The organism is Streptomyces sp. NBC_01788, assembly GCF_035917575.1.
In the GTDB taxonomy this organism is placed as follows: Bacteria; Actinomycetota; Actinomycetes; order Streptomycetales; family Streptomycetaceae; genus Streptomyces.
The window spans coordinates 6,114,232-6,135,520 of sequence record NZ_CP109090.1; the positions used below are offsets into that span (position 1 = coordinate 6,114,232).

Consider the following 21,289-nt stretch of genomic DNA (forward strand, 5'->3'; position numbering starts at 1 on the left):
AGTCGTCAGGCGTGGGCGGCGTACGAGACGAAGCCGTTCCACGCGGCGGGGGAGAGGGCGAGCTGTGGGCCGCGCCTGTCCTTCGAGTCCCGGACGTGTACCTCCGCGGCGGCTGCCGGCTTCTGCCAGGAGACGGCCACCTCGACGCAGTCACCGTCCCCGCCGCTGCTGTAACTGCTCTTGAACCAAGCCAGGTCACTGGTGCTCATTGGGCTCCTCGCATCCGTTGCAACAGGCTCACGGAGTCTTCGAGGGTAAGAGCCTGTGAGCGCATCCTGGCATACCGCATCTGCAGGACGCTGATCTCCTTGGCATCGGACACAAACAGGCCGCCACGCTGGCCTTCGTTGTACGCGAACCACCGGTTCTCCGGAGTCTCGAGCAACTGCATCGGGCCATCAAGCCCTGCATGGTTCTCCCGCACTTGAGGCATCACCTGCACCTCGACGTTCCGCAGTTCCGCCAGCTCCAGCACATGGCCGATCAGCTCCCGTGTCACGTCCACCCCGCCCGTGCGCCGCAGGAACAGGTGCTCCTCCAGGATGAAGCTGAACGCCGTGTTCGGCCGCTCCCGCAGAAGCCTCTGCCGCTCCGCTCGCGCCACCCACTGGGCCTCGATCTGCTCATCGCCCAGTGGTGGCAGTTGGTTCACGAACAGCGTGCGCGCATACGCCTCCGTCTGCAACAGTCCCGGAATCAGACGGCACTCGTACGTGATGAGGCTGATCGCCACTGCCTCCAGCCGTGCCCACTGCCGGAACCACGCCGCCAGACCCGGCTGCCGAGTCAAATGGCTCGCGGCCTTTCGTAGCGCGCCCGTGTCGCCCAGGGCCTGTTCCGCCCGCTCCACGAAGAGCGGGTCCGGCATGCGGCGGCCCAACTCCACTGATGCGACCGTGTGTTTGGAGAAGTGGACCAGCTCGGCCAGCTCCGTCCTGCTCAGTCCGGCGTGCTCCCGCAACGCCTGGACGACCGCCCCGAACGTCCGCAGACTGTCCGAGCACTCGGGCTCGCCGCCCGTCCCCGCCCCCACCGTGCTGTCCGCCGCCATCGGCCACCTCCCGTGCACCCGCGCCCCGCCGTACACATCGAACAACGAACGCGCTCACGGATAGTCACATGTACTGGATATTCCGCGACCGCGTACGTTGGCGTGGCGTACACGGTGTCTGCCTGGTGAAACGCTGTTCCGTGGCGCCAGATTGGGCCCATGACCGCACCATCCGCGCCTCAACGGCCGGTTACTGTACGTACGTTCACCCAGTGCTTCAGCTCTACCCCGTTCGGCGCCCGCCTCGCCCGGCACCTCGCCCTTGTCCAGCTGCACGCCTGGGGCATCCCGCACGGCACCGGCCTCTCCGACGCCGCCGCCCCGATCGTCGGCGAGCTGGCCGCCAACGCCGTGACCCACGGCCGCGTACCGGGCCGCGACTTCGAACTGCGTCTGACGCATACCCCGGACGTCCTGCTGCGCGTCGAGGTGTCCGACACCCGCGGTGAACGCCGGCCGCCCGCGCGTGAAGAGGCCACGGCCCCGGCGCCGCTCGACGAGACCGGCCGGGGCCTGTTCCTCGTCGACGCGCTCGCCGACCGGTGGGAGGTGCTGGACCGCGTGTCCCGGGGCGTGGCCCTGCCCGGCAAGACCGTCCGCGCCGAACTCGACCTGCCCTCCGCGTGAGGCGGCCCGTCCTCAGTCAGGCCTCTCCGACTCCGGCCGCGGTACCAGCTCCAGGCCGCTGTCCGCAGGCAGGGTCTGCCGGTAGCCGGTGTACATGTGCTCGGTCGCCAGGCGGGCCAGGCGGTCCCCGTCCGCCGCGCGGGCGGCCTCCAGGATGGCGCGGTGCTCGTTCACCATCACCGGGACGCTGCCTGGCTCGTGGACGTAGGAGCGGGTGATGCGGCGGTTGACCGGGTGGTCCCAGAGGGTGTCGATCATCCGCAGGAGCAGCGCGTTGTCGCAGGGCTCGATCAGCAGGCGGTGGAAGGACCGGTTGAGTTCGAACTGCGCCGCCGCGTCGGCCGGATCCGTGGCCGCCATCTCCTCGATCACCGCGGACAGCCGGGCCAGCCGGGCTCGGTCGTGCCGGCCGCAGGCCAGCCGCAGGGCCAGCGTCTCCAGGGACTGCCGCACCTGGTAGACCTCGGCGATGTCCTTGGGCTGCAGGGCGTTGACGATGTACCCGCTGCCGGGAAGCCAGGTGACCAGCCCCTCGTGGGCGAGGCGGTTCAGCGCGTCCCGTACCGGGGTGCGGGACACGCCCAGCCGCTCCGCCACCTGCTCCTGCACCAGGGTGGCGTCGGCCTCCAGGTCGCCCGAGACGATCTCGTCGCGGAGTTCTTCGTACACCCGGACCCCCAACGGCCGGGTGTCTCTGGGGTCGCTCCGCAAAGGCTCCACCTCTGTTCTCCGTCCTGAGCGCCGTTCCCGACCGGGATTTCGGTTCCGTTCCGCCGAAGAATTCCACCTCGCGCGGACCGTTGTCTTCCCTGAACTCACTGTATACGGTGTGCGCACTGCATCCAGAGGAGGTCTGGCCGTGTTCGTTCTGAACACCTGGTATGTCGCTGCCTGGTCCACCGAAGTCACCCGCGAGCCCGTACGCCGGGTCGTCTGCAAGCAACCCCTCGTGCTGTACCGCACCCAGGACGGCGCGGCCGTGGCCCTCGCCGACCGCTGCGCCCACCGCGCCTACCCGCTGTCCGCCGGCCGCACCGTGGGGGACTCCGTCGAGTGCGGGTACCACGGTTTCGCCTACGGGCCCGACGGCGTGTGCACCCGCGTCCCCGCCCAGGCCGCCGTCCCCGCCCGGGCCCGCGTGCGCCGCTACCCGGTCGTGGAGAAGGACGGCTGGATCTGGGTGTGGACCGGTGACGAGGACCTCGCCGACGAGAGCCTGGTCCCCGACACGCACTGGATGAACGACCCCGCCTGGGCGACGGTCACCCACACGATGCTCTTCGAGTGCCGCCACGACCTCATCCACGACAACCTGCTCGACCTCACCCACGAAACGTTTCTGCACAAGACGACCGTCGGTGACGACTACATCCCCGAGTACGGCATCACCGTCGAGGTGGACGGCACCGTCGTGACCGTGGACCGCTTCATGCCCGGTGTCGAGGCGCCGCCGCTGTACGCGCGGACCATGGGCACCGAGGGCCTGTACGACCGGTTCCACGCCACCGAGTTCCACATCCCGGGCTACCACGTGCTGCACTCCGGCATCACGGCCCAGGGGCGCCCGCGCGAGGAGGGCCACCTCATCAAGGTGCTCAACGGGATCACCCCGGTCGACGAGCGGACCACCTGGTACTACTACGCCTTCAGCCGCAACTTCGCGGTCGACGCCGAGTGGGCCACCAAGGAACTTGAGGTCGGCCTCGAGACCGTGCTGCGCGAGGACGCCGACGCGCTGCGCGAGCAGGAGATCGGGATGCGGGAGCGCCCCGACGGCGAGCACGACGTGCTCATCGGGCAGGACGCCGGCGTCGCCAAGGCCCGCCGGATCCTGGGCCGGCTGCTCGCTGCCGAGCAGGCCGCCGATCAGACCGCGAAGGGCTGAGGGCCGTGACGCGACTGCACGGCATCGACCTCGACGCGCCGGGACGCCAGATCGGCGCCATCCACCTCACCCACTCGGACAACCGGCACGACAACGGCGTCGTCCCGGTCCCGGTCGCGGTGCTCTCCGGCGCACCGGGCCCGACGGCCCTGCTCGTCGCCGGTACCCATGGCGACGAGTACGAGGGGCAGGTGGTCCTGCACCGCCTGCTGCGCGAGACCGATCCCGAGCGGCTGACCGGCCGGCTCATCGTCCTGCCGGCGCTGAACCTGCCCGCGGTCCGTACCGCGTCCCGGGTCTCCCCGCTCGACGGCGGGAACCTCAACCGCAGCTACCCCGGGAACGAGAAGGGCGGCCCCACCGACCAGGTCGCCCACGCCCTGGCCGGCGAGCTGCTGCCGCACGCCGACCTGGTGATGGACCTGCACTCCGGCGGATCGACCAGCCACTACCTCCCATCGGCTTTCGTCTACGACGGCCCGACCCCCGAGGCGTGGGAGGCGAAGCGGCGGCTGACGGAGCAGATGGGGCTGCCCTGGACGATGGTCGTGCCCGCGCGGTTCGAACCCGGTTCGTTCTCCACCGCCGCCGACGACGCCGGGGTCCCGATGATCTCCACCGAGCTCGGCGGCGGCGGTGAGGTCAATCCCGCCTTCGTGTCCGCCGCGGTCCACGGACTGCGCAGGGTGCTGGCCGGAGCCGGAATCCTCCCGGCGGAGCCGGACACCCCGCCCGCCCCGCCGACCCGCTGGATCGACCTGCTCGCCGACGGCGCCGTGTACACCCCCGCACGGGGACTCTTCGAGCCCATCGCCCGCCTCGGCCAACAGGTCGAGGAGGGCGATCCGATCGGCCGGATCCACCCCGTCGAGGAACTCGCCCGGCCCTCCGTCCCCGTCCTCGCACACCGCGCGGGCATCGTCGCCGTCGTCCGGCGGCCACCGCTGGTGGACCTCGGCGACGCCCTCTACCACCTGGCCGCCGACCGCCCCGAAACCGCCGTTCCGGCCGCCGGCTGACCATCCGCGGCCGCCGCTCCGACCCTTCCCGCTGACGCACCACCCACCCCTGTCCTGCCCTCCCTCAAGAAGGACGATCCCCGTGCGCCATCCGATACGACTCCCCGTTCTCGCCGCGGTCCTCGCGCTGGCCGTCGCGGGCTGCACCAACGCATCCGCCGAAAGCGATTCCGCCGCCCAGGGACCGTCCGGCCCGGCGTCCGACGGGCCCGCCGCCGCGGCAGAGGTGGACGCCGCGGCCGCGGCCCTCCTCCCTGCCGACGTCAAGGCCAAGGGTGTGCTCGCGGTGGCGAGCGACGCGTCCTACCGGCCGTTCGAGTACTTCGACACCGACAACAAGACGATGATCGGCTTCGACATCGACCTGACCGACGCCCTCGGCGCCACGCTGGGCCTGAAGGCCGACCACGTCAACGCCGGATTCGACGGCATCCTGCCCGGCCTGGCCGCCCGTAAGTTCGACGTCGGTGCCTCCGCCTTCTCCATCACCCCCGAACGGTCCAAGACCGTGGACTTCGTGCCCTACCTCAACGGCGGATCCGGTATCGCGGTCAAGCCCGGTAACCCGCTGGGACTCAAGATGGATCCGGCAGTGCTGTGCGGACGCACCGTCTCCGCCCAGAAGGGCAGCCTCCAGGGCCTCGAACAGCTCCCGGCGATCTCCAAGAAGTGCACCGGCGCCGGCAAGGCTCCCGTCAAGATCGACCTGTTCCCCTCGCAGGACGGCGCCAACCTGGCGGTCGTCAGCGGCCGGGCCGACGCGGTCATGGCCGACTCGGTCTCGCTCGCACTGCAGGCCAAGGCGTCCAACGGCCAGTTCGAGCTCGCACCCGGCACCGACTACGAGCCGACCCCCACCGGCATCGCCCTGCTCAAGGGCTCCCCGCTCAAGCCGGCCCTGGACGCGGCCATGAAGACCGTCCTGAACGACGGCACCATGGAGTCGCTCATGAAGAAGTGGGACATCCCGGCCGGCCTGCTCCTGAAGTCCGGGAGCTGACATGGCCACCCTGCCGGCCCCTTCAGCACTGGACGTCGACAAGGTGTCCGACTCCGACCTGACCGTCGTTCCCAAACGGCACCCGGTCCGCTGGCTCACGGCAGCCGTGCTGCTGCTGATCAGCGTCGCGACACTGCGGTCGGTGTTCACCAACCCCCGCTTCGGCTGGGACGTCGTCAACACCTACCTGCGGGACATTTCCATCGCCCGCGGCCTCGCCGTCACCCTGGAACTCACCGCGATCTGCATGGTCCTCGGCGTCGCCCTGGGCGTCGTCCTCGCGGTGATGCGCCTGTCGGTCAACCCGGTCGTACGGTCGGCGGCGTTCCTGTACGTGTCGTTCTTCCGCGGTACGCCGGTGCTCGTGCAACTGCTGTTCTGGTACAACCTGGCGGCGCTCTACCCCACGCTGTCCTTCGGCATCCCGGGCCTGTCCCTCGACGCCAACCGGCTGATCACCCCGCTGGTCGCGGCCATCCTCGGGCTGGGACTGAACGAGGCGGCCTACATGTCGGAGATCGTCCGGGCCGGCATCCTGTCCGTGGAGCAGGGCCAGGCCGAGGCCGCCGGGGCGCTGGGCCTGACCAGGACGCAGACCATGCGCCGGGTGATCCTCCCGCAGGCCATGCGGGTGATCATCCCGCCGACCGGCAACGAGACGATCGGCATGCTCAAGACCACGGCCCTGGTGAGCGTCCTGGCCGTGCCCGACCTGCTCTACTCCGCGCAGATCCTGTACTCGCGCAACTTCCAGACCATCCCGCTGCTCATCGTCGCCAGCATCTGGTACATGGTCGTCACCAGCGTCCTCACGATCGGTCAGTTCTACATCGAGCGCCGCTTCGCGCGCGGCAACCGCACGCTGCCCCCGACCCCGCTCCAGCGGCTGCGGCAGCTGCTGCGCACCCACGCCCCGATCGCCACCGGGAGGCAGTCATGACCGTCGACGGTGCCGCCGCGGACCTCGTCCCGATGGTCCGGGCCGAGAAGGTCCGCAAACACTTCGGGCGTCTCGAGGTCCTCAAGGGCGTCGACCTGGAGGTCCGGCGGGGCGAGGTGGTCTGCCTCATCGGCCCCTCCGGCTCGGGCAAGAGCACCTTCCTGCGCTGCATCAACCATCTGGAGACCGTCGACGGCGGACGGATGTGGGTGGACGGCGAGGTGATGGGCTACGAGCAGCGCGGAGACAAGCTGCACGAGCTCGGCGACAAGGAGATCTGTCGTCGGCGCACCCGGATCGGCATGGTGTTCCAGCACTTCAACCTCTTCCCGCACATGACGGTGCTGGAGAACCTCGTCGAGGCGCCGCGGCGGGCGCTGAAGGAGTCCAAGGAGGCCGTCACCGAGCGGGCCCTGGGCCTGCTCGACCAGGTGGGTCTCAAGGACAAGGCCCGGGCTTACCCCCGCCACCTGTCCGGCGGGCAGCAGCAGCGCGTGGCCATCGCCAGGGCCCTGTGCATGCGGCCCAAGCTGATGCTGTTCGACGAGCCGACCTCGGCCCTGGACCCCGAACTCGTCGGCGACGTGCTCAGGGTGATGCGGGACCTGGCCGCGTCCGGCATGACCATGATCGTGGTCACCCACGAGATGGGCTTCGCCCGCGAGGTCGCCGACCGGGTGGTCTTCTTCGACGGCGGCCAGGTCGTCGAGACCGGACCCGCCCGGCAGGTCATCACCGAGCCCCGGCACGAGCGGACCAAGGCCTTCCTGGCCGCCGTGCGGTGAGCGCCCCTGGCACCCACCCTTGAGGAAACCCCCTCGAGTTCCCCGAGTGACGACGAAGGAGGACGACCGATGAGACTCCTGCTCCGCGCCAACGCCCACCGGCAGGTGGACGGCGGCTGCCGGGAGGTCGCGGCCGCACCGGACACGCCCCGCCGTGAGACCTGGCAGTGGCAGGTACGGCTGCTCGCCCAAGGGCACGGCCCCACCACCGCCCCACTGCCCGGCGCACGGCGGGTCACCGAAACCCTGCCCGACGGAGCGGTGTTGGAGGTGGCGGCCGACCCCGCCGCGGTCACCGCCCGCGTGGAGGTCCTCGACCCCGGCGCCGGCACGACCGTGGACCGTGCCGAGGACGACGTGCTGGTCCTGGTCTCCACCGGGGGACGGCTGCTGGTGGAGGGACGGCACCTGCTGGCGGACGCCGACGCGATGGTGCTGGCGGGGGACGACCCCCTGCACGTGGACGTCCGGCACCCGGACGGCCCAGCCTGCTGCGACGGTCCGGTCTCCGGTGACGACCCGGTCTCCTGCGACGGTCCGGACGCCCGGGTCGCCGTGGTCCGCCTCGGCTCCGCCAGGGGCCGCACCCTGAGCTGGGTGCCCTGATGGCGGCGGCACCCGTCGCGGACGGCGAGCAGCGGCTGCGCCTGCGTGTGTCCGCCCTGGTGTGGGAGGCCGAAGGCGTGGTATCCGTGCACCTGCGGCGGTCCGACGGCGGCGAGTTGCCGCCCTGGGAGCCGGGGGCGCACGTCGACCTGCATCTGCCCGGGGCCCTCACCCGGCAGTACTCGCTCAACGGATCGCCCGCGGACCGGTCCCTCTGGCAGGTCTCCGTGCTCAGGGAACCGGCGTCCCGCGGCGGCTCCCTGGCCGTGCACGAGGCCCTGCGCCCGGGCCAGGAGGTCGAGGTGACGGGGCCGCGCAACCGGTTCCGGCTGGTCGACGCCCCCGAGTACCTCTTCGTCGCCGGAGGCATCGGCATCACCCCGCTGCTGCCGATGCTGGACCAAGCCGCCGCCGACGGCGCCCGCTGGACGCTGCTGTACGGCGGACGGACGCGAGCGAGCATGGCGTTCCTGCCGACGCTCGCCCGCCACGGCGACCGGGTGCTGGTGCGCCCGCAGGACGAGTACGGCCTCCTCGACCTGGAGCCCTTCCTCGGCACACCGCGGGAGGGGACGAAGGTCTACTGCTGCGGCCCCGAGCCCCTGCTCACCGCCGTCGAGCGGCTCTGCGCCCCGTGGCCCTCGGGCACCCTGCACACCGAGCGGTTCGCCGCGGCACCCCGGGAGGCCGCCGACACGGACGCCGACGGGGAGTTCGAGGTGGTGCTCCAGCGCTCCGGCCGCAGCGTCACCGTGCCCGCCGGCACAACGATCCTCCAGGCGCTGGAGGACCAGGGGATCGACGCCGCGAACTCCTGCCGGGAGGGCATCTGCGGCACCTGCGAGACCAAGGTCGTCGAGGGGGTGCCCGACCACCGGGACAGCCTCCTGTCCGAGGAGGAGCGCGCCGCCAACGACACCATGATGATCTGCGTCGGCCGCGCCCGCTGCCCCCGGCTGGTGCTGGACCTCTGACCGCCGGACCGCGCCCGGGCACGGCCCTGGCGCGGTCCGGCCGTACGCGTGTGCACGTGTACCCGGACAACGGGACCCGAGGCGAAGCCATGGCCAATCGTTCGCGCATATGCAGAACGCGCGTGCGCCAGGCACTGCCCGCAACCTCTACCCAAGGTTGTGCCGTTGAGCGAGGCATGCACCCCGAATTCCGCATCCGTCACCACGACGAGAACGACTGGACCGTCATCGAGATCCGCGGGGAGGTCGACGTGCACACCGTGCCCCGCATCCGGGAGGACCTGGGCAAGAGGATCCAGGCGGGCCGCCACCGACTCATCGTCGACCTGACGGACACGACCTTCATGGACTCGACCGGCCTCGGCCTCCTCGTCGGCATCCACAAACGCATCCGTGCCCGCGCCGGCGCCCTGAGACTGGTCATCGTCGACCCCGACATCCGCCAGATCTTCACCATCACGAGCCTCGACCAGATCTTCCCGATCTACGGCTCCGCACAGGCCGCGCTGGCGTGACAGGGCGCACGAGCGGTCCTACGGTCAACGCACGGTGAAGTCGGCCGCCTTGGTGTCCAGGGTCGTGGTGCCGTCCTTCGCGGTGGCCAGGACGGCGACGTGCCAGGTGCCGTGAGGCGACGACTTGGCGTCGGCGCCGGTGACCTTGGCGGTGTAGGTGCAGCGCACGGTGTCCTGGCCGGCGGGCTTGCAGACGGCCGTCTCCGCGGCGGCCATGTCCTTGGCGGTCAGCCCCTTCTCGGCGAACGACGAGTGCTGCGGCCAGGCCAGCACCTTCACGCTCTTGACACCGGAGGACGCCGTGACGTCGGTGACGAAGACCAGCGAGCCGTCGCGGTCCCCCTCGGGAGCGGAGTAGCGGGCGGTGCTGTGCGCCGGCGCCGGGGTCTGCTCCCCGGCCTGGGCGAGAGCGAAGGCACCGGCGCCACCGAGGAGAACGACACCGGCGACCACGGACAGAGCAACACGTCGGGACATGGGAATCTCCATACTTGTCTCAACCCTGGATCGGGCCTGCGCCACTCGGCTGCGGCGCTGCACCGATACTCGCCGCGAGGGGATCCGCCGGACATGAGCGCGCATACTCAAGCCGAGCTGGGTAAAGGGCTCAGCCCGGGGCAGGTGTTCGACGTCAGCCGATCATCACGTGTGTCCGACTGCTTCAGAGCCTCCAGGTGACGCATCGTGGGGTTCGTCTTCCGGCCTGTGCGCAACTGCCGGACATGGGTCGCACTGATCGTCTTCTCGCCTGCGGCGATATTGATCGCGGTCGCGACTGTGCTTGCTCTCGCGAGCGGGCCCGGCCGAGGCCACCAGGCGCCGGAAGAGCAGCACCGTCATGACGTACTGGGCCGCCCTGCCGATGATCATGGACAGCCACACGCCGTGGACGTCGAGAGCCGGCACGGAACTCAGCGCGTAGGCGAACGGCAGTTGGACGCACGCGCCGAGCACGGTGACCCAGAACAGGGATCGTGTCCTGCTGCCGCCCATGAAGACGCCGCCCGGCCCCACCACTCCGGCGAGCAGGACGAGGTACGGCAGGAGATACCACAAGAGGACTTCACCTGAGTCGACGACTGCCGAGGCATCGCTGAAGAAACCCATGATCACTCTTCCGCCCAGCGCGAGGACGAGTCCGGCGCCGGCCCCTGCCACCGAGGCGAGCAACAGGCTCTGCTGTCCGATGACCCGGTCCGCGTTCTGCCCGGAGCCACGAGTGCGCGCGGTGAGGATCTTGAGCGCGGCGGCCGTGGGAGGGCGGCCGGTGCGGCGTCGGTCGGCGTGTCCTACTTCTTGGCGATCAGCCCGCGGTGCCAGGCCAGCAGTGTCCCCGGCGCGACCGGGAAGAGACAGCTCCGCGCCGGCGCGATATCAGCGACGACAGCGCGGCCGGCCAGAACCGGTCCGCGGGCTCGTAGCGGACCGGACCGGCGACCTCGCCTGGCCACTGGGGTCCGGCCGACCGGGTCCACAGCGAGCGGCGCAGCACGTCGTCGATCGCCATGCCCGCTCCCCGGTGCCCTGTGACAGCAGTTTGAGCGCGTGCTGACGAAGTCTGAGCGGCTCTGGTCAAGCGCCTGCGCCCTGGCTCGCTCCGGTTGCCGTTGGGGTGTGCTCAGCGCTTTCTGGAAGAGCGGGTGGAACCGCCCGTTCTTCCAGGAGGAGCGCACCATGGCGCAACCGATAAATCAGCCGACGATCAGCGCTGAGCAGTTCAGCCGAGTGTGTGACGAGATCAGGAGCACGACGGCGCCCGAGAAGGATGCTCAGTCCATCCGGGACTGCGCTCTGCGCATCGTGCAGATCCTGGGCCTGGCGCTCTCCACGGATGACCTGAGCATGCTCCTCACCGAACTCATGGCCCCTGGGGCGGCCCCATCCCCAGGGAGCCCTCGCTACACCCGAGAGCCCATCCTGGACATGCCTGACGCACCGCCAGGAGAAGATGAAGGCCCGGTCAGGTAGACCGGGCCGACCCCGGACCGTGCGCTTTCGTACGCGCCCGCCTGGACATACGCCGCCGCGACCGACTCGGCGGCATCCTGCACGAGTACCAGCACGCAGCCTGAGCCGGGTGTGCCATGGACCCGCCTGTCAGTCGGCGGTGCCCGGGGTGACCACCCAGCGGTGCGGCTGCCCGGTGAGAGAGGCGATCATCTCGAAGTCCCCGTCGTAGTGGAGCACCACAGCACCGTGGCGCTCCGCGGTCGCCGAGATCAGCAGGTCGGCCATCGACAGGGCGCGGTGGAACCCCGCCTGCAGGGCGAGTTGCTGGACCTCCACGGCCCGGCCCCAGACCTCGTCGGGGCAGGGCAGGTAGTCGAAGGCGTCCAGGAACCCGGCCAGGCGTGCAGCCTCGGCCTTGTCGCGAGCGCTGTGCATCATCTCGATCTTGACAGCCCCGGTGATGGCCAGCAGTCCCCGCAGGTGCAGCGGGTCGACGACCTCGCGGACGGCCGACTTGGTACGGCGCGCCAGGGCGGACTTGTCGATCAGATAGCGGGTGGTCACGCGACGTTCCGCTTGAGGGTGCCGTCCTGGTTCTTCGGACCGGTGGTCTCGATGATCTCGCTGAAGTCGAACTCGCCGCGGTCCATCGCGTCGAAGAACTCCTGCCGCCGGATCCGGTTGACGACCTCCTGCAGCGCGGCACGCACGGCGGCCGCCTTTGTGTTGACCCCCAGGGCGGCGCGGACCTCCTCGACAACGGCGTCATCGAGGTCGATAACGGTGCGAGACATGATGTAATCTCCACTACCTAGGCGATACTGCAACGATATCATTGTGGCGCAAGGAATGACAGCGGTCGAGAGGTCATCCGCGAGCGGCTCGACGGCAGCTCTGCAAGGACACACGCGGTGTGAACTGCGCGGATGAGTTTTCGGCACACGCAGGGCTGGGCAGCACAGCCCAAGTGGGACGGTTCTCCGGACACCTCGTGATGTCTCATTCGGGCAGGTCTCCGGAGCCGCCCGCAGCAGCTGGGCAATGTGAGGACTCAGGCTTGCAGAAAAGGCGAGGCGCGAGAGCCACTCACCGGCCGTCTGGCGCCGTCCAGGAGAGCGCCCTGGTCACGGCTACTGCTTTGCGCGGCCGGCTGAGGCTTGCTGAGTGTCCGCGCCGGAGCTGACGTGCCGCCGGGTCTGCTGAGGGCCGTACCAGTCCAGGCACATCACGGTGGCATCGTCCTCCAGCCGGCCGCCGGCGGCGTCCAGGACTGCGGACGTCAGCGTCAGCGCCGTCTCCCGCGGGTGCAGGTCCCGGGTGCGCTCCAGCAGGGCGAGCAGGTCGACCTTCTCCCCATGACGTTCGAGCATGCCGTCGGTCAGCATGAGCAGACGGTCACCGGGGCGCAGGTCGATGTCCTGAACACGGTAGGGGTGTGGCACGGACACGGACAGCCCGAAGGGATGGTCCACCTCGCAGGTGATCGCCTCCGCGGCCCCCTCGCGCATGCGCAGGGGCCAGGGGTGGCCGGCGTTGACGAGCCGGGCCTGCCCGGTGTGGAGGTTGATGCGCAGCAGTTGCCCGGTGGCGTGACCGTGGCCGTGGGCGGCCAGGGCCTGGTCGGCCTCGTGGGCCTGCTCGGCCAGGCCGGCTCCGGCGCGACGGGCGCCGCGCAGGGCGCCCACCAGCACCGTGGCGGCCAGGGCGGCGTCGATGTCGTGGCCCATGGGGTCGGTCACCGACACGTGCAGGGTGTCGCGGTCCAGGGTGTAGTCGAAGGTGTCGCCGCTGAGGTCTTCGGAGGGCTCCAGGTTCCCGCACAGGGTGAACTGTGCGGCCTCGCACGACAGTGCCGGGGGCAGCAGCTGGTACTGGATTTCAGCTGCCAGCGTGGGGGGCCTTGAGCGTTTGCCCCAGGTGTAGAGGTCGGTGAAGCGCCCGTTGGCGATCACGACGTAGGCCAGGATGTGGGCGGCTTCCCCGACCGCATCAAGGACGTCGTCGCCGGGGTCGGCGGGCAGGAGCAGCTCCAGCAGTCCGATTGCGTCCCCCCGGTTGGTGACCGGCACGATCACCCGCTGTCCCTGGCTGGTCGCCTCCTGATACAGCCGCTGGGTACGGATCACCTGCTCGTAGACGCCGCCGAACATGGGGATCCGCTCCGCTTCCCGCCCGCCCTCCACGCCGACGGCGGTAGACAGCCGCGCCACCGCTTTCCCCGTCAGGTCCACGATGAGGAAGGAGATCTTCGTGGCCTCGAAACGCCGCCGCAGGTCCTCTGCGACCACATCGACGGCGTCCACCGGCGCCGCCCTCTCCGCTGCGGTCAGCAGCCGGGGAAGTCCACTCTGCCTACCGCTCACGACCACGGCCCCTTCCACCAGCCCCTTCTACAGCTTGAGAACCGCCACGGCGGGCGTCAATCTGTGCGTGGTCACGGTAAGTGACGGTGGTCAAGCTATGCGTTCGCGGAGATGAATCAGCCCCGGCGTCCGCCGACACCGTAGCGCTCCAGAACTGCTTCACCGAGGCTGATCTCGGGTGATGCCCGCGCTGAGCGATCCGGCACGATCGGGTCTCGTGTTCGTACGGATGATCTACCTGCTCGCCACGCGCGTCCTCGCGTGGCTCGTGCTGCTGTGCCGATCCTCAGCGGCGAAGAACGCGGAGATCCTGCTCCTGCGGCACGAGGTCGCGGTGCTGCGCTGCCAGGTGGCCGCCCCGAAGCCCACCTGGCCGGATCGGGCGCTGCTCGCTGCCTTCGCGCGAGTGCTGTCCCCAGATGCTTCGCGGCCACCGGATCGTCTCCCCGCGCACCCGGCTGGCCTGGCACCAGCACCTGATCAGCAAGAAGTGGACCCAGCCGCCCCCGCCGGGGCACCGGCCCCTGGCCGGCGAACTGCGCGACCTGACCATCCGGCTCGGCATCGAGAACCCGTGCTGGGGCTTTCGCCGCGTCCACGGCGAACTGCGCCGACTCGGACACAGGATCAGTCCGGCCGCCGTGCGACCTCTCCTGCGCGAAGCCGGGCTCGGACCCGCGCCCCGCCGGCAGCCTGCCCAGCGCGAGTGGACCGCCTGCCTCAAGGCCCAGGCCGAGGGGCTGCTCGCCACGGACTTCTTTCACGTTGACACGATCAACCTGCGGCGGCTGTACGCCCTGTTCGTGATGGAGGTCCGCACCCGCACCGTGCACATCCTGGGCGTCACCGCCCACCCCGCAGCGGCGTGGGCCACGCAGCAGGCCCGCCAGCTGCTGTGGCACCTCGGCGGCCGGGCAGGCGAGTTCACTCACCTGATCCGTGACCGCGACACGAAGTTCACTGCCGCCTTCGACGCCGTCTTCTCAAGCGAGGGGATCACCGTGGCCAAGATCCCTCCCAGGAGCCCCAACTGCAACCCGCACGCGGAGCGCTTCGTCCGCTCCGCCCGCGAGGAATGCACCGACCGCCTCCTGCTCTTCGACCGCGGCCACGCCGAGCAGGTCCTCCGCGACTACGCCCGCCACTTCAACCATCACCGGCCCCATCAAGGCCGCCGGCAGCTCGCTCCGCTCGACGACCCTACCCCGCGTGCTCGTCACGGACGGGCTCCGCGGCCACGGTGCCGCCCACCGCGAGGTCATGCCGCCGGTCGAGCACCACGGTGCGAAGTACTTGGACAACAGGGCCGAGAACAGTCATCAGCCCATGAGGCGGCGCGAGCGCGCCATGAAGGGCTTCCGCTCCAGCGGAGCGGCCCGGAGGTTCCCTGCCGCCTTCAGCCGGATCTCCGGCCACCTCCGGCCCCGACGCCATCTGATCACAGCGAGTGGCTATCGCACCGGGACGACCGACCGTCCGCATCCGGAAGACCGTCACCAAAGCCCTCACGACCGCCTGACCAGGATGCCCCCGGCCCGGCCGAACGCACCTCCAGCACCCCTCAACTCCCCTGCCGCAACAGCAACTTGACAACACCGCCTGTTGCGCCGCGGACGCGGGGCGGCCCGATGTGTGGTCCGTTCGGCGCGGGAGCACCAGGAGGGCGCTGGGCTGACCGGTTCAGTCCGGGCGCAGGCCGAGCAGTTCGGCGGCCGGGGTGTTGTTGCCCGGCGTCGAGGCGGTCGCCATGGCAGCGGCGGCCACACCCGGTTCGGTGTCGGGTGGGATGACCAGGACGAGGATGTGGTCCTGCATGCTCTGGCTGAGGCTCATCGTGTCCTTGCTGGTGGCGCACCAGCCGATCCGCACGGCCAGGCCGTCCGCGGTGACGGTGCGCGGGACGTCGTCCCAGGCGGTGCTGGACAGACTCACCCGGAGGATGCGGCCTACGTGTGCGTTGACCGCGGTGAGCATGTCCGGCAGTTCCGCGCGGATGTCGCGGGAGCGGGGCCACCACGCCCCGTCGAAGAGTCCGGTGTGGGACAGGGTCGGGTCCAGCGCGAGCCGGGGCAGGTGGGGGGCCCCGGGCCCGGCCCAAGGTCCCGTGGAAGGAAGTGGAGTGGACATCTCGGGCGCCGCCCGTCCGGTCCGCCAGCGGGGACCGCTCATCTCCCCGAGGGTGACGCCGACGTGTCTGCCGGTGCGCGGGAAGCCCTTGGGTACCCCCCCACACTACTGCGGGAACCATCCGGATCGACGGCGGGCGTAGCCTGGGCATTGCCCAGGACTTCCCGTATCCCGGTGTACTTTCCGGTTTCACCCTGGGTGATCGACGGTGTCCGGGCGGCCCCAGGCCGACCCGGAGACAGGCGCCTGTGACGCCGTGCCCCTCACCCAGCTCCCTCGGCGAGCCTCCGCTTCACCCTGAAGGTCAGCGAGGCTCTGAAACCGTGCCCGTACCAGATCTCCGACGACAGCTCTGTTGATCGAGTCCAGGACGTCCTCGGCAGCGCGCACGTCGGCTACCTGCCGCTGGCCCCCGTCCGTGCCACCGCTCACCAGCGTGGGCCCTTCGCGCCCCGGCATGGCGCTGGGAGTGGCCGCGCTCGCGATGAAGGCCCGACGCCTGTCGGTGTGGCCGGTGGTGGACGACGACGGCTACTTCCTCGGTGTCCTCACCGATCAGCGCGTCACCGCCCTGAGGCGTCCTCCGGAGTGTGGACACGGGGGTTCATGCTGCGAGTGTGAGTTTACGTGCTCTCTGCTGTTGTTGTTCGAATCCGACTGGCGAGAGGTAGTTGAGGGCGCTGTGGCGCCTGCGGGCGTTGTAGTAGGTGAGCCACTGGAAGATCTCCAGCCTCGCCTGATGCATCGTGGAGAACAGCCTCTGGTACATCGTCTCCCTCTTGAGTCCCTGCCAGAACGACTCGGCGAGGGCGTTGTCGTAGCTCGAGCCGACCCGGCCCATGCTCCTGCGGATCCCGAAGCCCTCAACGACCATCTACTATCGATCAAATAAGCCGGTGTTGCATCCACTGGTTGAACCTGATCTGCGAGCCCCTGTCCGCATGGAAGATCACCCCGTCCACGTGGCCGCCGCGGGTCGCCACGGCCATCTCCAGGGCGTCGATGAGCAGTTCCGTGCGCATGTGCGTGGCCATCGACCAGCCGAGCACCCGGCGTGAACAGATGTCGATGACGCAGGCGAGATACAGCCACGTCCCGCCGACCTGCACGTATGTGATGTCGCCGCACCACTTCTCGTTCAACTGCCTGGCGGGGAGGTTGCGTTGGACGAGATCCGGGGCCGGTGGTGCAAGCCGGTCGGGGACCGTGGTGCGCTTGCGGCGCCGTAGGTGCCGGCCCTCGATACCGTGCCGGCGCATCAGGAGCTCGACGCGCTTGCGGTTGATGGTGTGCCCGAAGCCGCGCAGCTCGGCATGGATGCGCCGGACTCCGTAGGTGCCCTTGTGCTCGGTATGGATCTCGCGGATCTCCACGAGCAGGGCGTCGTCGGCGGCCTGCCGCTCCCGACGGGCCTTCGCGCCGGCGAGCCACCGGTAGTAGCCCGAGCGCGAGACCTGCAGGACCCGGCATATCCGCTGAACGCCGAAGACTTCTGCGTGGGCGGAGACGAAGTCCCAGTGGCGGGCCTTCACTTCATCTCCTTCGCGAAATAGGCGGCTGCCCGACGCAGGATCTCCCGCTCGAGTTCCCATTCCTTCTCCGCCTTGCGCAGCCGGCCGTTCTCCGCGCGCAGCCGGGCCAGTTCCTCGTCCCGGCTCTCCGCGCTCTGCTCGCCGCGGCCGTGATCGCGGCCCGCGTGTTCGTCGGCCTGGCGCACCCAGCTCCGCAGGGTCTCGCCGGTCACCCCGACATCCGCCGCGACCGCCGCATACGTGCGCTTCCCGCCCGCCGCGCGGTACAGCGCGACGGCATCGTTCCTGAACTCCACCGGATACGGAGACCTACGTCCCACCAGGACACCTTCCCTCGGATCTGCAAGATCCATTGTCAGAGTGTCCACACCACAGGGGTCGCCTCAGTTCAACGGTGTCGCCTGTCTTGGCGAACCTGTTCTTGCACTATGCGTTCGATGCGTGGATGGTCCGGGAGTATCCGGGCTGCCCGTTCGAGCGTTACGCCGACGATGCGGTGGTGCACTGCCGCACCCTGGCGGAAGCGGAACGGGTCCTGGCCGCGCTGCGGTCCAGGATGGCCGAGGTCGGTCTGGAACTGCATCCGGACAAGACCAGGATCGTGTACTGCAGGGACGACAACCGTCGTGGCCGTTTTCCGGTCACCGATTTTACGTTCCTGGGGTTCACGTTCCGGCCGCGAGGCGCCAAGGACAAGCACGGGGTGATGTTCACCGCGTTCCTGCCCGCGATCAGTACCCATGCCCTGAAGAGGCTGAGAAAGATGGTGCGGTCTTGGAGGCTGCACCGGGGCACGACGCAGGAGTCATCCGATCTGGCCCGGATGCTCAATCCGGTGATTCGGGGATGGATGAACTACTACGGGCGCTTCTACCGCTCAGTGCTGTATCCGCTGCTTGATCGCATCAATACCTACTTGCTGCGATGGATCCAGAAGAAGTACCAGGTCGGGATGAAACAGGCCCTGCGGCGGCTGGCCCAAGGCCACGCGTTGCGCCCGAAGTACTTCGCTCACTGGACCTGGGCGGCCCCGGCGGGATCGAGGCCCAGAACGACAAGAGCCGTATGACGGGAGACTGTCACGTACGGTTCCGTGGGAGCCCGGGGGGTGAGATTCCCCCGGGCGGCCCGACTATTTGACCGGCGGCCGGGTGGTGACACCACCGCGCCCCAAGTTCAAGAAGAACGCCGCCGACTGGTACGAGGAGATGTACGAACGGCAGCGCAAGGCGCATTCCTCACGCCGTATCCGGGTCGAGCACGGCATCGCCCACCTGAAGAACCAATCCCTTTCCAAGGGAATCCCGAGGGAATCCCGCAGTTTCTCGGATGTTCGATTCGGGTGCTGGATGTATGCCGTTCTGAAGAACGGGCCTCGATGCCTCTCGCCAGACCGGTGAAATCCAGCACCTGCGAGCGTCAACACCCACCTCGCGCACTCGTTGGTGTTGGTGGTGCGAGCCCGCTCCGCGGTGACCTCTTGATACGCCCGAGCCTTCGAGCTCCCGCTCAGACCGAGGCCCGCGGTATGCGCTGGCGCCACGAACGGTTCGTGAGGTGGCGGCACATCCGCGCAGCGGTTGATGCCTGGGATTAGTGCGACGCGTGGCCCGCATGCGTTCGTGACCAGCGCAAACATCAGCACGTCGGGAAGGAACTGGTTCGGTCGTTGCCTCGTCGGCGTAGTGATTTTCCTCGAATTCGATGGGGCTGAGGTAGTCGATCCGTTTCTGGATGCGGCGGGAATTGTAGAAGCCGTCGATGTATTCAAGGGGCGCGAGGTTCACTTCGGCCCGGGTGGCGAAGACGAAGCCGCGGACGCACTCGGTCTTGACCAGCTGACCCGGCGTGCGGTGAGCTTGATGGGCGTGTACTGCCCGGGTTCAAGGAATCGTCGCAGCACTGTCTGTCAGCGAGTCTTGGGTGAGCCTATAGGTTCTAAGCCGCGCCAGATTGGTGTCGGCTCCAATGACCCAGGCCGCGTGTCGGCTTCAATGGCCCAGGCCGCGTGTGGTTATATCGTGACAGCGAAGGTGATGACGATGGCAACTAGTCAGCACACCCACTGTCATCGGCTATCCAGCGGCATGTACGCAAGGTTGTGTCGGCGCTGGGAACCGCGCATCGCGAGCAGACCCTTATGGGAGAGACGTGGTAGCACGGCGAATCGGGCGACGGCCCTCAGCGGCGGCGCACTCACCTAGTCCTCACCTTCTATTTCAACCCCCGACCCCTCCGATGCCCATTAGTGGCAGGAAGGTCAGTCCCGGTCATTCGAGCAGGTCAGACCTTCGATGCAGGGCGGTGGCGGGCATCTACTCCACAGTGGCGGAATACGTTTCATGACAGATAGCAACGAAAATGCGCGTGCGGAACGATCACGCGGGAACTTGAATAGGCGACGCCTTCTTCTTGGGACGGCGGGCACCCTCGGTACCGCTCTAGCATCCGCTGGCATCTATGAGGTGATCGACAGCATTGCAAAACCACCGGACCGGGCCGCTGTCGCCGACAGTCCGCCCATCCAGGAACAATATATCCTGCAGAACGAGCAGATGGTGATGGTCAATGGCTCGGGCGTGAAGAGTAGGAATGGCGCGATTGCGGTCCGGGTGCCAGCCCTGCACGATCATGTCATTACCGCAAGGCTGAATGTGCCGGCGAAAGCTAAGGCGTTGCAGGAGGCGCAGCACCACCTCGAGTCCGCCCTCCTGGGTCTGGAACGCCAATTTTCGCCCACTCCAACAGGAGTGGCCACCACGGTAGCCTGGGGACTTCCTACTTCCAGCACTACATCCCAACTCTGGGCAAGACGTCAGGTTTCTTCAAGGCGGGAACACCTTACCCAGCGTATCTGCCGGTCGATTTGATGACCTCCAAGACGGAGGGCCATACCGTATATGCGCTGCAGGAGGCCAGGACGTTTCCCAGCGACGAGCCCCCGCCCGGCTTCGGGCCGGTCCGCTTGGAACAGAATGACGTGGCCGTGCTACTCCGCAGTGACTCGCTCGCCAATATCAAGGCAGCCCAAAACGCCCTCTTCGGGCCTGGAAGCAACCAGGCGGGCAGCCTGTTCAAGGTGACGAGTATCCGCCAGGGCTTCTCCGGGGGCGGTTTCTACGGGCAACAGGGCCTGCCGAGCAAGCTGGCGCTGGCAGCTAATATCCCCGGTGCACAGTCGATCCCTCGACAGGCGCAAGGCTTCCTCGGCTTCGCCACCACCCTGGACTCGAATATGGGACCCGGCAACATCGCCAATCTGGAGACTCTACCTGGCCTCACCAATCAGTGGCCCAACGGTTACTTCAAACAGGGGACCACCATGCATCTCTCGCATCTGTTTCAAGATCTGGTGACCTGGTATGAACAAAACTTCCCTCAGTACGCGGATCGCGTCCAGGCGATGCTCCAGCCCGGCCTCTCGCCCGCGCCGGGTACGCTTGCCCTCCAACCGCCAGGTCAAAGTGAGGCCGAAGTGGCGCAAGGGGTCCAGCGGTACCACGCCTACGGCCACACTGGGAGCATGTCGAAGGTGGACAGCACCACGTCACCAACGACCAGCAATTACGGGAAGGCCTACCCCACGGGGACGACCATCCCCGTGCGCGGCGATTTCGACACGCTGGACAATCCATTCCACTACACATCCGATCCGACGGGAGACCACTACAGCAAGAAGCCAGCGGCCGGGTTGCACTTCATTTCGTTCCAGCCGACGATTGCATTCTTCAATCTCGTTCGGCTCTCGATGGACGGCCACTATCCAGATATGACGCTCCCTATCGCACCGCGCAGCCCCCACGCCGGCATCAACTCGATCCTGCACACGACCCACCGGCAGAACTATCTGGTTCCACCACGTCGCCATCGCTCCTTCCCGCTCGCCGAGTTCCTTGTCTGACACGAGCCGCGCGC

At 68.6% G+C, this 21,289-nt stretch carries 23 protein-coding genes and 3 pseudogenes; 14 read left to right on the plus strand and 12 right to left on the minus strand.

The window, feature by feature from the left end:
* Positions 1–5 precede the first annotated feature (5 nt).
* Positions 6–209: a DUF397 domain-containing protein gene (locus tag OIE49_RS27575; protein ID WP_326804612.1), complete on the minus strand. Its 204-nt coding sequence runs from the start codon at positions 207–209 to the stop codon at positions 6–8.
* Positions 206–1,051: a helix-turn-helix domain-containing protein gene (locus OIE49_RS27580; protein ID WP_326804613.1), complete on the minus strand. Its 846-nt coding sequence runs from the start codon at positions 1,049–1,051 to the stop codon at positions 206–208. The genes OIE49_RS27575 and OIE49_RS27580 overlap by 4 nt, the downstream gene beginning before the upstream one ends.
* Positions 1,052–1,210: 159 nt before the next feature.
* Here OIE49_RS27580 and OIE49_RS27585 point away from each other — a divergent pair, with 159 nt between their 5' ends.
* A complete protein-coding gene (locus tag OIE49_RS27585; RefSeq protein ID WP_326804614.1) occupies positions 1,211–1,678 on the plus strand; it encodes an ATP-binding protein in 468 nt (155 codons plus the stop codon).
* Between the two features lie 12 nt (positions 1,679–1,690).
* Here OIE49_RS27585 and OIE49_RS27590 read toward each other — a convergent pair whose 3' ends face one another.
* Positions 1,691–2,347: a GntR family transcriptional regulator gene (locus OIE49_RS27590; RefSeq protein WP_326804615.1), complete on the minus strand. Its 657-nt coding sequence runs from the start codon at positions 2,345–2,347 to the stop codon at positions 1,691–1,693.
* A 190-nt stretch (positions 2,348–2,537) separates the two neighbouring features.
* Here OIE49_RS27590 and OIE49_RS27595 point away from each other — a divergent pair, with 190 nt between their 5' ends.
* From OIE49_RS27595 to OIE49_RS27630, 8 genes are all read left to right on the plus strand, one after another.
* The gene (locus OIE49_RS27595; protein ID WP_326804616.1) at positions 2,538–3,563 is read left to right on the plus strand and encodes an aromatic ring-hydroxylating dioxygenase subunit alpha; all 1,026 of its coding nucleotides are present in this window, start codon (positions 2,538–2,540) and stop codon (positions 3,561–3,563) included.
* A 5-nt stretch (positions 3,564–3,568) separates the two neighbouring features.
* Positions 3,569–4,582 carry a succinylglutamate desuccinylase/aspartoacylase family protein gene (locus OIE49_RS27600; protein ID WP_326804617.1) on the plus strand — a complete coding sequence of 338 codons (1,014 nt, stop codon included), beginning with the start codon at positions 3,569–3,571 and terminating at the stop codon, positions 4,580–4,582.
* Positions 4,583–4,664: 82 nt separating this feature from the next.
* On the plus strand, positions 4,665–5,582 hold the full coding sequence (locus OIE49_RS27605; RefSeq protein WP_326804618.1) for an ABC transporter substrate-binding protein: 918 nt from the start codon (positions 4,665–4,667) through the stop codon (positions 5,580–5,582).
* Position 5,583: 1 nt separating this feature from the next.
* The gene (locus tag OIE49_RS27610; RefSeq protein WP_326804619.1) at positions 5,584–6,522 is read left to right on the plus strand and encodes an amino acid ABC transporter permease; all 939 of its coding nucleotides are present in this window, start codon (positions 5,584–5,586) and stop codon (positions 6,520–6,522) included.
* Positions 6,519–7,307, plus strand: coding sequence for an amino acid ABC transporter ATP-binding protein (locus tag OIE49_RS27615; protein ID WP_326804620.1), 789 nt, complete (start codon positions 6,519–6,521; stop codon positions 7,305–7,307). Before OIE49_RS27610 ends, OIE49_RS27615 begins: the two co-directional genes overlap by 4 nt.
* 69 nt (positions 7,308–7,376) lie before the next feature.
* The gene (locus OIE49_RS27620; RefSeq protein ID WP_326804621.1) at positions 7,377–7,913 is read left to right on the plus strand and encodes a hypothetical protein; all 537 of its coding nucleotides are present in this window, start codon (positions 7,377–7,379) and stop codon (positions 7,911–7,913) included.
* Positions 7,913–8,887 (plus strand): PDR/VanB family oxidoreductase, encoded by a 975-nt coding sequence (locus OIE49_RS27625; RefSeq protein WP_326804622.1) that lies wholly within the window; start codon positions 7,913–7,915, stop codon positions 8,885–8,887. Before OIE49_RS27620 ends, OIE49_RS27625 begins: the two co-directional genes overlap by 1 nt.
* Before the next feature lie 176 nt (positions 8,888–9,063).
* Complete coding sequence (locus OIE49_RS27630) at positions 9,064–9,402, plus strand: STAS domain-containing protein (RefSeq protein WP_326804623.1); 339 nt, start codon at positions 9,064–9,066, stop codon at positions 9,400–9,402.
* Between the two features lie 24 nt (positions 9,403–9,426).
* Here OIE49_RS27630 and OIE49_RS27635 read toward each other — a convergent pair whose 3' ends face one another.
* From OIE49_RS27635 to OIE49_RS27660, 6 genes are all read right to left on the minus strand, one after another.
* A complete protein-coding gene (locus OIE49_RS27635; protein WP_326804624.1) occupies positions 9,427–9,879 on the minus strand; it encodes a DUF5707 domain-containing protein in 453 nt (150 codons plus the stop codon).
* 165 nt (positions 9,880–10,044) lie between these two features.
* Entirely contained in the window at positions 10,045–10,509 is a 465-nt protein-coding gene (locus OIE49_RS27640; RefSeq protein WP_326804625.1) for a hypothetical protein, read from the minus strand.
* A gap of 196 nt (positions 10,510–10,705) precedes the next feature.
* A complete protein-coding gene (locus OIE49_RS27645) occupies positions 10,706–10,909 on the minus strand; it encodes a hypothetical protein (RefSeq protein WP_326804626.1) in 204 nt (67 codons plus the stop codon).
* A 590-nt stretch (positions 10,910–11,499) separates the two neighbouring features.
* A complete protein-coding gene (locus OIE49_RS27650; RefSeq protein ID WP_326804627.1) occupies positions 11,500–11,916 on the minus strand; it encodes a PIN domain nuclease in 417 nt (138 codons plus the stop codon).
* Positions 11,913–12,146: a type II toxin-antitoxin system VapB family antitoxin gene (locus OIE49_RS27655; RefSeq protein WP_326804628.1), complete on the minus strand. Its 234-nt coding sequence runs from the start codon at positions 12,144–12,146 to the stop codon at positions 11,913–11,915. Before OIE49_RS27655 ends, OIE49_RS27650 begins: the two co-directional genes overlap by 4 nt.
* A gap of 336 nt (positions 12,147–12,482) precedes the next feature.
* On the minus strand, positions 12,483–13,655 hold the full coding sequence (locus OIE49_RS27660; protein ID WP_326806342.1) for a PP2C family protein-serine/threonine phosphatase: 1,173 nt from the start codon (positions 13,653–13,655) through the stop codon (positions 12,483–12,485).
* A gap of 866 nt (positions 13,656–14,521) precedes the next feature.
* Between OIE49_RS27660 and OIE49_RS27665 the strand changes: the two are divergent.
* Positions 14,522–14,845: pseudogene (locus tag OIE49_RS27665) on the plus strand (integrase core domain-containing protein); the annotation flags it as partial.
* A 67-nt stretch (positions 14,846–14,912) separates the two neighbouring features.
* A pseudogene (locus OIE49_RS27670) lies at positions 14,913–15,191 on the plus strand (DDE-type integrase/transposase/recombinase); the annotation flags it as partial.
* A gap of 204 nt (positions 15,192–15,395) precedes the next feature.
* Here the strand turns inward: OIE49_RS27670 and OIE49_RS27675 are convergent.
* Positions 15,396–15,884: a DUF5994 family protein gene (locus OIE49_RS27675; RefSeq protein ID WP_326804629.1), complete on the minus strand. Its 489-nt coding sequence runs from the start codon at positions 15,882–15,884 to the stop codon at positions 15,396–15,398.
* A gap of 562 nt (positions 15,885–16,446) precedes the next feature.
* Positions 16,447–17,694: pseudogene (locus OIE49_RS27680) on the minus strand (IS3 family transposase).
* Between the two features lie 74 nt (positions 17,695–17,768).
* On the opposite strand from OIE49_RS27680, the gene OIE49_RS27685 reads away from it, so the two are divergent.
* A complete protein-coding gene (locus OIE49_RS27685; RefSeq protein WP_326804630.1) occupies positions 17,769–18,443 on the plus strand; it encodes a group II intron maturase-specific domain-containing protein in 675 nt (224 codons plus the stop codon).
* 169 nt (positions 18,444–18,612) lie between these two features.
* On the opposite strand, the gene OIE49_RS37200 is transcribed toward OIE49_RS27685, so the two are convergent.
* The gene (locus OIE49_RS37200; protein ID WP_401739894.1) at positions 18,613–19,212 is read right to left on the minus strand and encodes an IS3 family transposase; all 600 of its coding nucleotides are present in this window, start codon (positions 19,210–19,212) and stop codon (positions 18,613–18,615) included.
* 627 nt (positions 19,213–19,839) lie between these two features.
* On the opposite strand from OIE49_RS37200, the gene OIE49_RS27690 reads away from it, so the two are divergent.
* Positions 19,840–20,244, plus strand: a complete 405-nt coding sequence (locus tag OIE49_RS27690; protein ID WP_326804631.1) for a hypothetical protein — start codon at positions 19,840–19,842, stop codon at positions 20,242–20,244.
* Positions 20,244–21,275, plus strand: a complete 1,032-nt coding sequence (locus OIE49_RS27695) for a DUF7405 family protein (RefSeq protein WP_326804632.1) — start codon at positions 20,244–20,246, stop codon at positions 21,273–21,275. Before OIE49_RS27690 ends, OIE49_RS27695 begins: the two co-directional genes overlap by 1 nt.
* The last annotated feature ends 14 nt before the right edge of the window (positions 21,276–21,289 follow it).

What these genes read in the sequence shown, in the direction of transcription:
- OIE49_RS27675 (WP_326804629.1), bottom strand. Translation starts at nt 15,884, where the DNA reads ATGAGCGGTCCCCGCTGGCGGACCGGACGGGCGGCGCCCGAGATGTCC.
- OIE49_RS27575 (WP_326804612.1), bottom strand. Translation starts at nt 209, where the DNA reads ATGAGCACCAGTGACCTGGCTTGGTTCAAGAGCAGTTACAGCAGCGGC.
- OIE49_RS27630 (WP_326804623.1), top strand. Translation starts at nt 9,064, where the DNA reads ATGCACCCCGAATTCCGCATCCGTCACCACGACGAGAACGACTGGACC.
- OIE49_RS27585 (WP_326804614.1), top strand. Translation starts at nt 1,211, where the DNA reads ATGACCGCACCATCCGCGCCTCAACGGCCGGTTACTGTACGTACGTTC.
- OIE49_RS27610 (WP_326804619.1), top strand. Translation starts at nt 5,584, where the DNA reads ATGGCCACCCTGCCGGCCCCTTCAGCACTGGACGTCGACAAGGTGTCC.
- OIE49_RS27620 (WP_326804621.1), top strand. Translation starts at nt 7,377, where the DNA reads ATGAGACTCCTGCTCCGCGCCAACGCCCACCGGCAGGTGGACGGCGGC.
- OIE49_RS27655 (WP_326804628.1), bottom strand. Translation starts at nt 12,146, where the DNA reads ATGTCTCGCACCGTTATCGACCTCGATGACGCCGTTGTCGAGGAGGTC.
- OIE49_RS27645 (WP_326804626.1), bottom strand. Translation starts at nt 10,909, where the DNA reads ATGGCGATCGACGACGTGCTGCGCCGCTCGCTGTGGACCCGGTCGGCC.
- OIE49_RS27580 (WP_326804613.1), bottom strand. Translation starts at nt 1,051, where the DNA reads ATGGCGGCGGACAGCACGGTGGGGGCGGGGACGGGCGGCGAGCCCGAG.
- OIE49_RS27695 (WP_326804632.1), top strand. Translation starts at nt 20,244, where the DNA reads ATGACCTCCAAGACGGAGGGCCATACCGTATATGCGCTGCAGGAGGCC.
- OIE49_RS27640 (WP_326804625.1), bottom strand. Translation starts at nt 10,509, where the DNA reads ATGGGTTTCTTCAGCGATGCCTCGGCAGTCGTCGACTCAGGTGAAGTC.
- OIE49_RS27635 (WP_326804624.1), bottom strand. Translation starts at nt 9,879, where the DNA reads ATGTCCCGACGTGTTGCTCTGTCCGTGGTCGCCGGTGTCGTTCTCCTC.
- OIE49_RS27615 (WP_326804620.1), top strand. Translation starts at nt 6,519, where the DNA reads ATGACCGTCGACGGTGCCGCCGCGGACCTCGTCCCGATGGTCCGGGCC.
- OIE49_RS27625 (WP_326804622.1), top strand. Translation starts at nt 7,913, where the DNA reads ATGGCGGCGGCACCCGTCGCGGACGGCGAGCAGCGGCTGCGCCTGCGT.